Genomic DNA, 12,343 nt, shown 5'->3' on the forward strand with positions numbered 1-12,343 from the left:
CGCCATCGGCACCGTCATTGGTGCCCGGGTCCCGATCGCCCGCTTGCGGCCGCCACGGCGACGCACCGCAAGCTTCTCTTCCCGGTAGAGCCGGAACAGCTTCTTGTGGTTAATCACATAGCCCTCCCGCTTGAGCAGAACATGCAGGCGTCGATAGCCGAAGCGACGGCGCTCTCGGGCGATCGTTCGCATGCGTTGGCGAAGGCCGACATTGTCTGACCTTGTCGTCTGGTATCTCATGGTCATTCGGCAACAGCCGATGGCTGGACGAGGCGGATGACGTGCCCACCAAGACGCTCGCGCAGCTCGAATGGCAATACCTGCCGATGTTCGAGCACTCGCCGCGCAAGGCGAAGGCGATCATGTCGGAGCTCGCGATCAACCCTGATCTCTTTGTCCAATTGATCACGGCGATCTTTCGGCCCAGCCACGATAGCGGCGTGGCCGATCCGCCCGTCGAGAACGAGGAGCAGGCCCGCAATGTCGCGAGCCAGGCGTTCCGGCTGCTGCGGCTGTGGGATGTGATCCCGGGCACGGCTGCCGATGGATCGATCGACGGCGCCAAGCTCGAGGCATGGATCAAGGAGGCGCGCAAGCTCGCCCACGCCAAGGGCCGCGGTCTGGTCGCCGATCAGAAGATCGGCGAGCTGCTCTCGGCCTCCAAGATTGACGCAGACGGCATCAGGCCCGCCGTTCCGGTCCGCGAGGTGATCGAGGCGATCCGCAGCCGCGATCTGGAAACCGGGGTGATGATCGGGAAATCCAACCGCCGTGGCGTGACCTCGCGCGCGTACGGTGCCGGCGGTGACCAGGAACGTCAGCTGGCGAAGCAATATCGCGATTGGTCCGAGGCCACGGCCTTTGACTGGCCCCGCACCTCAGGGATCCTCGAAAACCTTGCCAAGAACTATGATCATCAGGCGAAGGCTCACGACGAGGATGCCGAACGCCTCGATTGGCGGTGAACATATGTGCCGACGCGACGGATCGAATGAGCATACGTGCAGGAGGTCGCTACCGAGCCTGACCAAAATGACTACTACATGCTGCCAGAGGAGGCGCTCCCTCTCCTCCCCGAGAAGTGGCGCAACAACTTCCAGTCGATGGCCGACACGGGAAGCGCGGCTTTGGTAGTTGTCGAGAAAGAGCTGTTACAGCTTTCTCGGATGTCAAACTCGTTCACGTCCCTGGTGGCATTGAAGCATGCGCAGAAGCGCCTGTCGGCGTACAAGTTCGACACCAGCATGGACGCCATCATGGAGCTCGACATGCTCACAACGGCATTCGTCGTGGCCTATGCCCGCGCGGTCGAGGGCCTGATGCGCCTGGCCGACGAGCGGCAGACCTATATGCGCGAAAATGCTTTGCAGAACTGGCCAATGCACGGCCGCGTCGCGCTGGTTATCGACGAGTTCGCCGAAGTGCAGTCGGCGATCGACACTGCGAACGAGAAGGAGGAGAAGGCCCGGGCCAAGCGCCTGGCCGCAAACCTGGTGAGCCTGGCCCGCCGGGCGCGCGCTCTCGGCATCCATATTGTCATCGCCGCGCAGCGCCATACGACAGATTCCGTCGACCGCGCGCTGCTCAATAATCTCAACTGGCGGCTCGTGATGCGCCAAGGCGCACGCCACACCGCGCGAGCGCTGCTCGATCTCGGCGATGACCTCGATAGCCTGTCAGTGATGCCGACCGAGCTGCCAACTGGACAGTTCTACGCTTACGACACCAGCACAGGCGATCTGAAACTGCTGCAAGCCCACATCGCACCGGGCGTGGTGTTCGAATGACATCGGGGTATCATAATACCAGCGGATGCGAGCGCGGCCCGCGCGCAGCAGCCGCTCTTTTTTCCTAAGATACCTATGTATCATCACGGGCTGTTTGCCCATGGGCAAGAGCCGGGATGCACAAAGCTGCACCCGCCGTGCTGGTGCGGTATCAGGGAAGTCGGTCAATCGGGCCTGCATGTCAGAGGACGAACGTGACGATGCAGGCGAGCACGATAAGGGCGCCGAAGGCACAATAGGCGAGCCCGTTGAGCTGACGCCTACGCTGCGGGGAAAGCTCGGCCAGCAAGGGTGTCGGTTCCTGTTCAAAGGCCGCATCGTGGCGCCAGGGCGCGGTGATGATGGGCCGGGCCCTGGTTGCTCTGAACGCCGCAGCGGTGCCCCGCGACTTGGCGCAGGCGGCCAGCATGGTGCTCACGTACTTGGCGATGACGTCGCTATCGCGGCGCGGCACCGGTGGGCCGTACTGGCTGAGCCATTTGCGGAACGCCTGAACGGCATCGGGCGTGGCTGTGTCGATGGTGAGGGTACAAATCCATGAATTGTGGGTCATGGTCATGGTCATTCTTTCATTGGTTGTGTTGGTCAGCAAGGGGTGCGAGCACGGCCGCGCCAGCGGACGCGCGCAGCAACCCCTGCGCTGTTTTCCTTAGATACCGTGCCGTCACGCGCTGTTGTCGGCGAGTCGCCGCTGCGGTAATCTGTCGGCAGGCCTGTATTGTGGCATGGCCTACATCTGAGCCCTGCGCCAGCGGGGCTTTTTTTATCGGTGACGCGCGCGCTACGCCGCTGCATCGCCATTGCGGCCCGCCCCTTGCAGTAGCAACGCTACGCCTCACACTGAACTTGTAACTGAACTTTTTGGGCCTCGTGCCCCGCATCCTGCGTCCCGGCGTGATGCAGGGGCCAACGAGGAGAACATGAGTAACGAGCGGTCAGCACCTAGGCGGTTTATGGAACGGCCAACCATTCACTGCCCGAAGTGCGAGCAGCCGGCGCCGGTGGCCTTCGATAAAACGGCCGGTACGATCATCTATCAGTGCTGCAACGTCGTGGAGCCCTACCCGCCGTACCTGATGGTGGAATTTACCAAGAAGTACCGCAACCGCGACAACTACCACGTCCCGTTCCGAAGCGCTGACGGCTACAGCGGTTACATCAGCCTGTTCGTCGAGCAGGGCCGCGACGTCCGCCCCATCGTCGAAAAGATGCTCGGCATGGCTCTGACTGACTACACGGGCAAATGAGGGGAATAGCGATGGAACGTCCAACCATTCACTGCCCGAAGTGCAAGCAACCCTGCGTCGGTCACGGTGGACAAGGGAGAGCCGCACGATCCTCTATGAGTGCTGCAACATCGTGGAGGGCTATCCGCCGTATCTGGACGTGGCGTTCTGCAAGATGTACGGCAGCCGCGACAACTACCTCGTCCAGTTCCGCAGCACTGACGGGTACAGCGGCTTCATCAACCTTTTCGTCGAGGAAGGCGTGACGCGCGGCCCATCGCCGAAAAGATGCTCGGCATGGCCGTGACGAACTTCATCGGCAAATAGCGACAGAAGGGGCCTGCTGGGCCCCTTTCTCATGCGCTGGATTCTGTTGACCGCGACAAGGATTGAAATCCATCGGCGCTGTCCCATACTGCTGCCACTTCCACATACCGTTTCATCCATACCACGCGCCTCCAGGCGCGTGGAAGATACATGGAGTCAAACAATGCTGGTATTGAAACCGGGCTATAACCCGCCGGGCTATCGGTGGGACTTTCCTCTCGATGGCACGAACAGCCCCGAGGGCACGGAGGTCACACCGATACCGGCCGATGCCAAGATCGGCGGCAAGATCATCGGGCTGCCGAGGAGAATCGTTTAGCGAACGCAAAGAGCGCCCACGGGCGCTCTTTTTGATGGCTGCGGTGCGCAGGCCTCACGGCCAGTCGCCGCCTTCGTCGCCAGCGTCGATCACGTCCGGGCATTCCTGGCCTTCGTGGGCTGGATAGAAGTTTACGCAGAGCCCGCCGCAGCCGGCTTCGTACTCGGCATGCTTGGCAACAACACCGTAGTGCTCAGCTAGGGCGTTCGCGGCGATCAAGACGGCCGCTTCCAAGCTGCCGATAAGGACTCGTTGGGTGTGCTCGTCGAGCGTGGAGTCGCTGATGGCGTCGCAAAGGTCGTTGACGTTGAGGATCTTGGTCATGTCGGCGCCTCCTAGTATTCGTCGGCGCGCATGATGGTCATGACCCGCTGGGTGACCGTCGGATCGGCCGGATCGGGAGAGCCCATCGAGCCGGTCTGGTCGTAGTAGTCGACCTTGAAGAAGAAGCGGTCTGAACCTAGGTCGATCGCGCCGAAGTCGTGCTCGCCGTGTGGATCGTTGTCCGGCGTGAAGTTGTCGAACTTGCGCACCGCTTCGAGCAGATCGGCTTGGCGGTCGATTTCGAGGCTGGTCACACCGGGTGTAAGCAGGACGGTCCCGCCGAAGACTAGGTTGCGCCTGAAGCTGTCGTTGAGGCTGCGGATTTTCTCGGCGTTGGTGTCGTTGAGCATTTGAGTATCTCCCTTGTTGTCGGCTGCGCCATCGCGGCCGGTCGGGAGAATTCAAGGCCCGCAGGTCTGAGCGGGCAGGCAAGGAGGCTCCGCCCGAGGGCCCCGCCTTCGGGATGCGGGTGGATGCCTTGCCGGCATGCGCTACGGGCCTATTCACCCCGACCTTACCGGCCGGGTTGGTGCAGACCTTCAACGGGGCACTCGACTCGACCAAATGCCGAGGAAGCAAAATCGCAATTGCGATTGCACGACGGTGATCGCGCGCGCTAAACTTGAATCGGGTAGCGCTCGTAAGTCGAGGGCGAGCGCTGGGGGAATACGTATGAAACAGCTGAACGTCGAGCTGCAGCACTGCTACGGCATCAAGGCGCTCAAGGAACAGTTCGATTTCGGCTCAGGCAGCGCTTGCGCCATTTATGCGCCGAACGGCGCCATGAAATCGTCCCTGGCAAAGACCTTTCAGGACATCGCGGACGGCAAGGCTTCAGGAGACCGCGTGTTCCCCGAACGCCCATCCGCCCGGAAGGTCATCGACGAAACCGGGACTGAGATTGCCCCGGAATGCGTACTGGTGGTCCGGCCCTACGACGAGGTGTTCGGCCACACCGAGAGGACATCGACGCTTCTCGTCAATGCGCCACTTCGGGAGGAGTATGAAAAACTTCACCTCGACATTGATGCCGCCAAGGAGCGCTTGCTCGCAGCGCTGAAAGCGCAGTCCGGCACCAAAAAGGATATCGAGAAGGAGATATCGCTCACCTTCACGCGCGAGGAACAGCAATTCTATCGGGCCCTGATCCGGATCAGGGACGAACTCGCCTCCCAAAAAGGGCAGGCGTTCGCGGACATCAACTACGACATCATCTTCGACGAAAAGGTACTGACGCTCCTCAACACCAAGGACGTCAAGACCGCGATCGAATCCTACATCAAGAAATACAACGAGTTGCTGGCCGCCTCGACCTATTTCAAGAAGGGCGTCTTCAACTATTATAATGCTGCCACGATCGCGAAGAGCCTCGCGGATAACGGCTTCTTCAAGGCCAAGCACTCCATTCGCCTGAATGCCGACAAGACGATCGACATCGGGGATGAAAAGGAACTTGAGAAGCTTATCAAGGCCGAGAAAGAGCAGATTTCCAGCGATAAGGACCTGCGCAAGAAATTCGGCGATCTGGAGAAGCTCATCCAGCGCAATGCGACCGTGCGGGAATTCGATGAATATGTCTCCAACAACGAGCACATTCTGCCGGAACTCTCCAATATCGATAAATTCCGGGAAGAGGTCTGGAAATCCTATCTGAAGGCCAACTGGGACGCATATGTCGACGTCGTCGATAAGTTCCAGGCTGCGGAAAAGCGGCGGGCCGAGATCGAGGCTCAAGCCGCGGCCGAGCGCACGCAGTGGGAAGAGGTCATCGACGTCTTCAACAGCCGGTTCTTCGTGCCGTTCAAGCTGGAAGCCAAGAACCGCCTTTCGGTGATGCTCGGGCAAGAGCCAATGCTGTCACTCGGGTTCCGCTTCGAGGACGGCAAGGATTCAGCGGAGGTCCAAAAGGAATCGCTGGTCGAGGTCCTCAGCACCGGCGAGAAGAAGGCCCTCTATGTGCTCAACGTCATCTTCGAGATCCAGGCACGCCGCAAATCCGGGCAGAAGACCCTGCTGGTGGTCGACGACATCGCCGACTCCTTCGACTATAAAAACAAATACGCCATCATCCAGTACCTGATGGAAATCGGCGAGGACGCGATCTTCACCCAACTCATTCTGACGCACAACTTCGACTTCTTCCGTACCATCAACAGCCGGCTGCTCGTCCCCTACTCGCAATGCTACATGGCGTCTAAGAGCGAAGGCGGCCTGCAGCTGGCGCGCGCCTCCGGCATCCAAAATGTGTTCGTCCGCGACTGGAAAAAGGCGTTTTTCAATGATCCCATGAAGCGGATCGCGTCGATACCGTTCATGCGCAACCTGATCGAATATACCAAGGGTGAAGATGACCCCGATTACCTGCGCCTGACCTCCCTCCTCCACTGCAAGGCGGATACGGCCTCGATAACCGAGGCCGATCTCGACAAGATCTACACCGGGCTGTTTGGCGGCACAGGCGCCTGGAAAAAACCCGGTGACACGGTGATGGCCTCGATTCAGGCGCAAGCGGCACAATGCATCAAGGATGGCAGCACCTCGAAGCTTGAGAACAAGATCGTGCTGTCCTTGGCCGCGCGTTTCTCGGCAGAGAGCTTCATGGTCAAGAAAATCAATGACCAGAAAAAGGTTGACGCCATCAAGGCGCTCCAGACCACCAGGCTTCTGTCGCTTTATCAGGCGTGCAAGGATTGCGACGATGGCGCCGTGCGGGTCATTCAACGGGTCGTATTGATGACGCCGGAAAACATCCATCTGAATTCGTTTATGTACGAGCCCATCCTGGACATGTCCGACGACCACCTGCGCGCCCTCTATCAGGATGTCTGCAAGCTGAGTTAGCGCACGGCGTAGCCGTTGACAGCGACCTATAGATATATTACTATAACCCCGTGAATGATCTACTGCGCACGATCAAACCCACGGTTTTCGTGGGTTCGAGCAAGAAGGACCTGCGGGCTTTTCCCGCGGCCGTCCGAAGCGAGATCGGCCAGTCCCTTTTCGAAGCGCAGCTCGGCGAACACCCGCGCAATGCGAAGCCCCTGAAGGGCTTCAGCGGCGTTTTAGAGATTTGCGACAACTTTGACGGCGACACCTACCGAACCGTCTACAGAACGCGGTTGGAGGGCGTCCTGTAGTCCTGCACGCGTTCCAGAAGAAGTCCACCAGCGGCATCGCCACGCCGCAGCGGCACATTGACCTGGTCCGGCAGCGCCTGCGCGACGCCGAGGCCATCCACAAGGCAACCAAGGGAGACCGATGATGAGCACGAAGAAGAAGCTGCCCGCCCATAGCCGGGGCTCCGGCAACATTTTCGCTGATCTCGGCCTACCGAACGCCGAGGCGCATCAGCTCAAGGCCGCTCTCGTCGTTCAGCTGAAACGGCTGATGGCTGATCGGGAAATTACCCAGACCGAAGCCGCCAAACTGGTCGAGATGAAGCAACCCGACCTGTCCAAGCTGCTGCGGGGGCATTTCAAGCTGGTTTCGGTGGAAAAGCTGCTGCGGATGCTGACAGCGTTCGATCAGGACGTCGAAATCACGGTAAAGCCGCATCGGAAGCGCGGCGAAGCCGGCCGGATCACGTTTATTCCGGCCTAGCGAGACCAAAGGGAGGGTTCATGACATTCAAGGCGACCGCGGCTGGAGCCGCGCATGAACCCACCCTGCATTGCCCCAATTGCAACCACGAGATCCGGCTCACGGAATCTCTCGCGGCGCCCTTGCTCTCGGAGACACGCCAACGTTTCCAGGAACAGCTCGCCAGCAAGGACGCGGAGGTCGCACGAAAGACCGAAGTGCTCCAGCAAGAGCGGGAAACGCTTCAGAAGGATCGTGAGCAGATCGCGGACCAGGTGGCCAGCCGGCTGGCGGCTGAGCGCAGTCAACTCGTCGCTGCGGAAGCCAAGAAAGCCAAAGATGCAGCCGCAGCTGAACTGCTAGCGCGCACCAACGAATTGGCCGAGCTTCGGCAAATGCTGGAAGCGAACAACGCCAAGCTGGCGGAAGCGCAGCAGGTGCAAGCTGAGCTGCTGCGCAAGCAACGGGCGCTCGACGAAGAGAAGCGGGAGCTTGATCTGACCGTCGAGAAGCGTGTCCAGGCCTCGGTTGAACCGATTCAAACCAAAGCGCGACAGGAAGCTGATGAAGCCGCGCGGCTGCGCGTCGCCGAAAAGGACCAGACCATCGAGTCGATGACACGCACCATCGAAGAGTTGAAGCGGAAGGCGGAGCAGGGCTCACAGCAGTCGCAGGGCGAGGTCCTCGAACTGAAACTCGAAGAGCTGCTTCGCGGCCGCTTTCCAACCGATACGATTGAACCGGTCGGCAAAGGCGAGCTTGGCGCGGACGTTATCCAGCAGGTCAACGGATCGATCAGCCAACCCGCCGGCATCATCCTTTGGGAGACCAAGCGAACCAAAGCCTGGAGCGACGGGTGGCTGGCTAAGCTGCGTGACGACCAGCGCCGCTCCGGCGCTGACGTCGCTCTGATCATCTCCCACGCCCTACCCAAGCATATTGAGCAGTTCGACCTGGTGGACGGTGTCTGGGTGGCTCATCCTCGCTGTGCGCTGCCTGTGGCGGTCGCGCTCCGCCAGGCTCTGATCGACGTCAGCAGTTCACGACTGGTCCAGCAAGGTCAGCAAACGAAGATGGAGCAGGTCTACAACTACCTGACAGGGACGAAATTCAGACAGCGGGTGGAAGCCGTCGTTGAGAAGTTCGACGATATGCGCGAGGATCTCGACAAGGAACGGAAGTTCATGGGTCGGCAGTGGGCGAAACGGGAAACCCAGATCCTAGCGGTTATCGACAGCACGGTGGGGATGGTCGGAGACCTACAAGCCATCGCGGGCAAGGCCATGCCAGAGATTCCGAGCTTAGACCTGCCGCTACTGGAAGACAGCATGAGCACGGAACGGGAGGCCGGATGAGTTGGCGGGGCGTATCCAGCATTGCGCTAGCGGGATTTCAGAGACCAACGGGGTAACAACGCGAAAGCGTAGTATTGGAGTGCGTTGACCATGGCCGGCTTTGAGCGCCATCGACTTTTTCCGTACTATCTCAACAGCCGGCGCCTTGGCTTACTCGCTGACGTTAATTTCGCGATCGAAGCGCAAAGCCCGCTCGTCGAGAATTCGGGCGATCGGGTACTTGCAATGAGAGACGTTGCCGCGACAGCTCAAGACCTGTTGCGACAAGGTCGGTTTTCAAACCTCGCCGAGGTGGTTGCCACCAAGGATGTCGACGACAAACGCATTTTGGGTTTCGTCTGGGGCGTCTTCACGTTTTCCGGCGCAGCCGAGGCGATCAGGCGGGCATAAGAAGGAAAGCCGCCTAGGAACGCCACCCTGAAAGCGGCTATTCCTCTAGCGGCGACCGAGTTCGACATGCTTGGAGAGATGAGCATCGATCATTTCTTCTCGACAACCTCTGTCGGGGTATTAAAGGGCAAGAAGCGCATGCTTGTTGCCGGTCATTTCGAATTTCACGGACATAGAGTTGAGGTTTTTCCTTACATTATCGGCGAGGAGATCGAAGCTGCCGGTCCCCTTCCGATGCCTATTGCAACGTCGATCCGCGTCTATGCGCAGGACATCGATCAATTCTCACGGGTCGAGCACAGTCCCCAACCAACAGCAGCCGACCTCAAAGCAATCGAGAGCATGCCTGAGGTAGCGGTGAAACAAGCCTTCGCTGACATTATCGGGGAGCCTTATGTATCGAAGGATTGGGGTGGCGAGAAATCCGACCTGCAGACCGCGCGTTTGACGATCGAAGACGAGCCGACATCGGCAGCCTTTCTATTTAAAGGACCGTCCGTGTCTGGCCCGCTCCATCCCGGCAACATGGGCAAGCGTGGCAATCAACTGATCCGCGCTTTCGATGAACCTGCGAGCGGTTCATGCCCAGCCGGCTGCACACCTCATCAAGTTGCTTGAGGCGTTCGTCCGAAAGTCGAACTGAAATCACGCGCTTGGTCATGCCCAAAACATACGGGCAATTCCTAAATGAAAGCTTGGAGGCTTCGCGAATCATTGAAAGCAGATTTTCGAAGATTCGACGCTCTCGGATATCACGCCGCACTCTTACGCCACAGCTTCGCGAATGATCTCGGCTTCACAGAGTCACCATCGCCGCGCTCGTTGGCCATGAAGGACTCTGTCACCAGAAACTAAATCCGCACGCTCGACATAGCTCTGATTATGGCTGCCGACACGATCGCCGGCTATGTTGAAGGACTGCTTGACGGAAAGGCGCTCACGGACACGCACTCCTTGCCGCCGAGCGCCGCGCGCGGGGACGCGCCGCATTCCATGGCACGACCTCGACGCGCGCGCCGGCGAGATAGTTGGGCTTGGTGGACGAAGTGGTCGGCAAAGTAGCGCTGGCCATTCGAAACGTCCCGCCACTGCCGCGGCCGAGCCGTTCGGAAGATGATCTTGTTGTCGCGTTCGACGAACTGATCGACCAACTCGGGCGAATTATCATCCGGTTGGCTGTTTCCGTGCTGAAAACGCATCCGGCGAAGCACGTCTCGCGGAAGTGGGGCAGCGAGGCCGCATATCAGCCGCGCTGAAATTCGCGGCACTCGCGGCCCATCCCTACGCGTCATTTGACAGTCTTCCAAATCCTGCTGACTGCAGCCTGGGGTGGCTTCTACGCTAGCTTTGTTCTAGGGCAGCGAAACCGCATTCTGCCTCGACTTTCAAGTCCTCGTCCAGGTCGGTCGCTTTCAATTGGAAAATCAAGGTGAGCCGGTTGTCAGGGCGAATTGTGCGGGGCTAGAGTCACGGAGTGTCTCTTATTGGCTCAGCACGGGTCTCATCGCGTTGTTCTCGGCGTGGAGCCCGGCGAGCTGATCGTTGTACACCATGACGAGCGCCGCACGTCTGATTTCGCTCAACGATGTCCAGTTGATGACATGCACGTCGGAAATCCGCACGAGCCGTGCGCCGAAGCGTACTATTTTGGCACTATTATTCCAGGTTCGCCTGGCACGCCGGTTGCTGAGAGACGTATGAGCTTGGCGGCCTTAGTGACGGCCCTCGCGAAGACAGCTTGGTCTTGACCGGTAACTCGCACGAACGGCGCATTCTTCCGTCCGTGTGTCTTTTCTGTAGGCTTGGAGGTCTAGCGGGCTCGGCTCCAAGCGCGAAGTTTCGTGGAGATCATGCCGTGACCCGTGAAGAGGCTTTGCAGAACGCGATAGCGGCGCTCCGAGACTGGTCTGACGGGAAGACCGAAACGAGCGCCGTGCTTGCCGCGATCGCGGAGCTTATGGCGACTAGGCCGTCACCTAAGCCACCTCAGAACCAGAACCTCTCGTTATAGGCTAAAACTGAGATGGCAGCAGGATGGATGGCTTCGATGTAGATGGTACGAGAGGGCCACGGGCTTGGTACGGACCGCCTACGCACTGCGCTTGAAGCGTATAGGCATCCAGAACTGCCGCAGAGCCTCGATGGTTGCTGGAATGTCGCGCCAGGCGTTTTGCACGATAGGCTGCGTTCACAGCGTGCGCCGGGCCGGGGGTAGCAAGGGCCGACCGGCGTCGTCGATGCAATGGACCAAGATCGGCCGCAGCATAAGGTGTTCGGTTCAGTTCGCGGAGAGCAGCCGCGACCAGACGAGAAGCCGAAGCTTCATGACGGTGTAGAAGCCCATGCACCAGGGCTGCGGGTCGACTTGGCCGTCCTGCGATCGCACGAACAGTGGCTCGAAGCTCTCTCCGGTCTCTTCGACAGTGTCTCGCTGATCGCGTTGTGGCGCATCAGCGTGGCGGCGATCGCCGAAAACTCCTCGGTGTCATGATTGAAGGCGTCGGGATCTACGCCGAGGAGCGGGCACCCCATTCCTCGGAGGCCATCGAGACCGGCCCGGCGACCACCGCGGCCACAGCGCCGTCGAGCATGGAGAGCGACGCCGCCCGCGGATGCCGAAGCGTCGGCGACCTGGCGCGCTCGCTCATCCATTGTCCGAGCCGTTCGAACGACATGGCATGGTCCGCATCGTCGTCTTGCGTGCTTTTCGCGTTCCCCGCCGTTGCTTCGGCTTCGTCATGCCACGGCTCGCTTTTCGGCTTCGCGTGCGGCCTTCCAGTTCCAGGCCAGAAGTTCGTGAAGTTATCCGGTCGGGATGGAAGTTCGCCGGATCCAGGTGCGGCGGGGCGAAGGCATACACACCCGGCGCGACATGGCGTATTCGTCCGGAGGCGGCGTAGTACTTAAGCAAAAGTCAACGGGATAGCTACCAACGGATCCACCTCTCCGTATCGTTGGGCGATGTCCGCAGGTTACGCATCGACCTGGATATGATGGTCGATCCAGAGGCCCGCTCGATCGAACAGCCGGTGAGTG

Annotated in this window: 16 protein-coding genes and 3 pseudogenes; 14 read left to right on the forward strand and 5 right to left on the reverse strand. The window is 59.8% G+C overall.

Annotated features, from left to right (window positions below; translation table 11 throughout):
- Nucleotides 1–264 (reverse strand): annotated as a pseudogene (locus tag AKL29_RS44630) (IS3 family transposase); the annotation flags it as partial.
- Nucleotides 265–281: 17 nt separating this feature from the next.
- On the opposite strand from AKL29_RS44630, the gene AKL29_RS10690 reads away from it, so the two are divergent.
- On the forward strand, nt 282–965 hold the full coding sequence (locus tag AKL29_RS10690) for a hypothetical protein (RefSeq protein ID WP_050384127.1): 684 nt from the start codon (nt 282–284) through the stop codon (nt 963–965).
- Between the two features lie 36 nt (nt 966–1,001).
- A complete protein-coding gene (locus AKL29_RS10695) occupies nt 1,002–1,787 on the forward strand; it encodes a type IV secretory system conjugative DNA transfer family protein (RefSeq protein ID WP_152977527.1) in 786 nt (261 codons plus the stop codon).
- A gap of 181 nt (nt 1,788–1,968) precedes the next feature.
- On the opposite strand, the gene AKL29_RS10700 is transcribed toward AKL29_RS10695, so the two are convergent.
- Nucleotides 1,969–2,346: a hypothetical protein gene (locus tag AKL29_RS10700; protein WP_152977528.1), complete on the reverse strand. Its 378-nt coding sequence runs from the start codon at nt 2,344–2,346 to the stop codon at nt 1,969–1,971.
- 361 nt (nt 2,347–2,707) lie between these two features.
- Between AKL29_RS10700 and AKL29_RS10705 the strand changes: the two genes are divergently transcribed.
- The 3 genes from AKL29_RS10705 to AKL29_RS42770 all read left to right on the forward strand — a co-directional run bounded on the left by AKL29_RS10705 (nt 2,708) and on the right by AKL29_RS42770 (nt 3,659).
- Nucleotides 2,708–3,034 carry a hypothetical protein gene (locus AKL29_RS10705; RefSeq protein ID WP_152977529.1) on the forward strand — a complete coding sequence of 109 codons (327 nt, stop codon included), beginning with the start codon at nt 2,708–2,710 and terminating at the stop codon, nt 3,032–3,034.
- Nucleotides 3,035–3,146: 112 nt separating this feature from the next.
- Nucleotides 3,147–3,320, forward strand: coding sequence for a hypothetical protein (locus AKL29_RS42765; RefSeq protein ID WP_160321733.1), 174 nt, complete (start codon nt 3,147–3,149; stop codon nt 3,318–3,320).
- A gap of 183 nt (nt 3,321–3,503) precedes the next feature.
- Complete coding sequence (locus tag AKL29_RS42770) at nt 3,504–3,659, forward strand: hypothetical protein (protein WP_160321734.1); 156 nt, start codon at nt 3,504–3,506, stop codon at nt 3,657–3,659.
- 54 nt (nt 3,660–3,713) lie between these two features.
- Here AKL29_RS42770 and AKL29_RS10710 read toward each other — a convergent pair whose 3' ends face one another.
- Together AKL29_RS10710 and AKL29_RS10715 are read right to left on the reverse strand one after the other, a co-directional pair.
- A complete protein-coding gene (locus AKL29_RS10710; RefSeq protein WP_050384131.1) occupies nt 3,714–3,983 on the reverse strand; it encodes a hypothetical protein in 270 nt (89 codons plus the stop codon).
- 11 nt (nt 3,984–3,994) lie between these two features.
- Complete coding sequence (locus AKL29_RS10715; protein WP_050384132.1) at nt 3,995–4,333, reverse strand: DUF3768 domain-containing protein; 339 nt, start codon at nt 4,331–4,333, stop codon at nt 3,995–3,997.
- Nucleotides 4,334–4,655: 322 nt separating this feature from the next.
- On the opposite strand from AKL29_RS10715, the gene AKL29_RS10720 reads away from it, so the two are divergent.
- The 9 genes and pseudogenes from AKL29_RS10720 (at nt 4,656) to AKL29_RS44635 (ending at nt 11,798) form a co-directional block, all read left to right on the forward strand.
- A complete protein-coding gene (locus AKL29_RS10720; RefSeq protein WP_050384133.1) occupies nt 4,656–6,824 on the forward strand; it encodes a hypothetical protein in 2,169 nt (722 codons plus the stop codon).
- 89 nt (nt 6,825–6,913) lie between these two features.
- A pseudogene (locus tag AKL29_RS46445) lies at nt 6,914–7,245 on the forward strand (type II toxin-antitoxin system RelE/ParE family toxin).
- Nucleotides 7,242–7,583: a helix-turn-helix domain-containing protein gene (locus AKL29_RS10730; RefSeq protein WP_050384134.1), complete on the forward strand. Its 342-nt coding sequence runs from the start codon at nt 7,242–7,244 to the stop codon at nt 7,581–7,583. Before AKL29_RS46445 ends, AKL29_RS10730 begins: the two are co-directional and overlap by 4 nt.
- Nucleotides 7,584–7,603: 20 nt before the next feature.
- A complete protein-coding gene (locus tag AKL29_RS10735) occupies nt 7,604–8,917 on the forward strand; it encodes a DUF2130 domain-containing protein (protein WP_050384135.1) in 1,314 nt (437 codons plus the stop codon).
- Nucleotides 8,918–9,007: 90 nt separating this feature from the next.
- A complete protein-coding gene (locus AKL29_RS10740; RefSeq protein WP_050384136.1) occupies nt 9,008–9,307 on the forward strand; it encodes a hypothetical protein in 300 nt (99 codons plus the stop codon).
- Between the two features lie 66 nt (nt 9,308–9,373).
- Nucleotides 9,374–9,925 (forward strand): hypothetical protein, encoded by a 552-nt coding sequence (locus AKL29_RS10745; protein WP_050384137.1) that lies wholly within the window; start codon nt 9,374–9,376, stop codon nt 9,923–9,925.
- A gap of 79 nt (nt 9,926–10,004) precedes the next feature.
- A pseudogene (locus AKL29_RS46815) lies at nt 10,005–10,255 on the forward strand (integrase); the annotation flags it as partial.
- Between the two features lie 86 nt (nt 10,256–10,341).
- Nucleotides 10,342–10,563, forward strand: coding sequence for a hypothetical protein (locus AKL29_RS10750; protein WP_152977530.1), 222 nt, complete (start codon nt 10,342–10,344; stop codon nt 10,561–10,563).
- A gap of 986 nt (nt 10,564–11,549) precedes the next feature.
- The gene (locus tag AKL29_RS44635; RefSeq protein ID WP_244481914.1) at nt 11,550–11,798 is read left to right on the forward strand and encodes a hypothetical protein; all 249 of its coding nucleotides are present in this window, start codon (nt 11,550–11,552) and stop codon (nt 11,796–11,798) included.
- Nucleotides 11,799–11,814: 16 nt separating this feature from the next.
- On the opposite strand, the gene AKL29_RS44640 is transcribed toward AKL29_RS44635, so the two are convergent.
- On the reverse strand, nt 11,815–11,982 hold the full coding sequence (locus tag AKL29_RS44640; RefSeq protein ID WP_244481916.1) for a hypothetical protein: 168 nt from the start codon (nt 11,980–11,982) through the stop codon (nt 11,815–11,817).
- Between the last annotated feature and the right edge of the window lie 361 nt (nt 11,983–12,343).

Origin of the sequence: Bradyrhizobium pachyrhizi (assembly GCF_001189245.1) — a bacterium.
GTDB classification, from domain to species: Bacteria; Pseudomonadota; Alphaproteobacteria; order Rhizobiales; family Xanthobacteraceae; genus Bradyrhizobium; species Bradyrhizobium pachyrhizi.

Bases quoted from the DNA above. Each gene is read 5' to 3' on its own strand.
- AKL29_RS44635 (WP_244481914.1), top strand. From the start codon at position 11,550: ATGGACCAAGATCGGCCGCAGCATAAGGTGTTCGGTTCAGTTCGCGGA.
- AKL29_RS10700 (WP_152977528.1), bottom strand. From the start codon at position 2,346: ATGACCATGACCCACAATTCATGGATTTGTACCCTCACCATCGACACA.
- AKL29_RS42770 (WP_160321734.1), top strand. From the start codon at position 3,504: ATGCTGGTATTGAAACCGGGCTATAACCCGCCGGGCTATCGGTGGGAC.
- AKL29_RS10710 (WP_050384131.1), bottom strand. From the start codon at position 3,983: ATGACCAAGATCCTCAACGTCAACGACCTTTGCGACGCCATCAGCGAC.
- AKL29_RS10740 (WP_050384136.1), top strand. From the start codon at position 9,008: ATGGCCGGCTTTGAGCGCCATCGACTTTTTCCGTACTATCTCAACAGC.
- AKL29_RS44640 (WP_244481916.1), bottom strand. From the start codon at position 11,982: ATGTCGTTCGAACGGCTCGGACAATGGATGAGCGAGCGCGCCAGGTCG.
- AKL29_RS10715 (WP_050384132.1), bottom strand. From the start codon at position 4,333: ATGCTCAACGACACCAACGCCGAGAAAATCCGCAGCCTCAACGACAGC.
- AKL29_RS10705 (WP_152977529.1), top strand. From the start codon at position 2,708: ATGAGTAACGAGCGGTCAGCACCTAGGCGGTTTATGGAACGGCCAACC.
- AKL29_RS10730 (WP_050384134.1), top strand. From the start codon at position 7,242: ATGATGAGCACGAAGAAGAAGCTGCCCGCCCATAGCCGGGGCTCCGGC.
- AKL29_RS10720 (WP_050384133.1), top strand. From the start codon at position 4,656: ATGAAACAGCTGAACGTCGAGCTGCAGCACTGCTACGGCATCAAGGCG.
- AKL29_RS10745 (WP_050384137.1), top strand. From the start codon at position 9,374: ATGCTTGGAGAGATGAGCATCGATCATTTCTTCTCGACAACCTCTGTC.
- AKL29_RS10735 (WP_050384135.1), top strand. From the start codon at position 7,604: ATGACATTCAAGGCGACCGCGGCTGGAGCCGCGCATGAACCCACCCTG.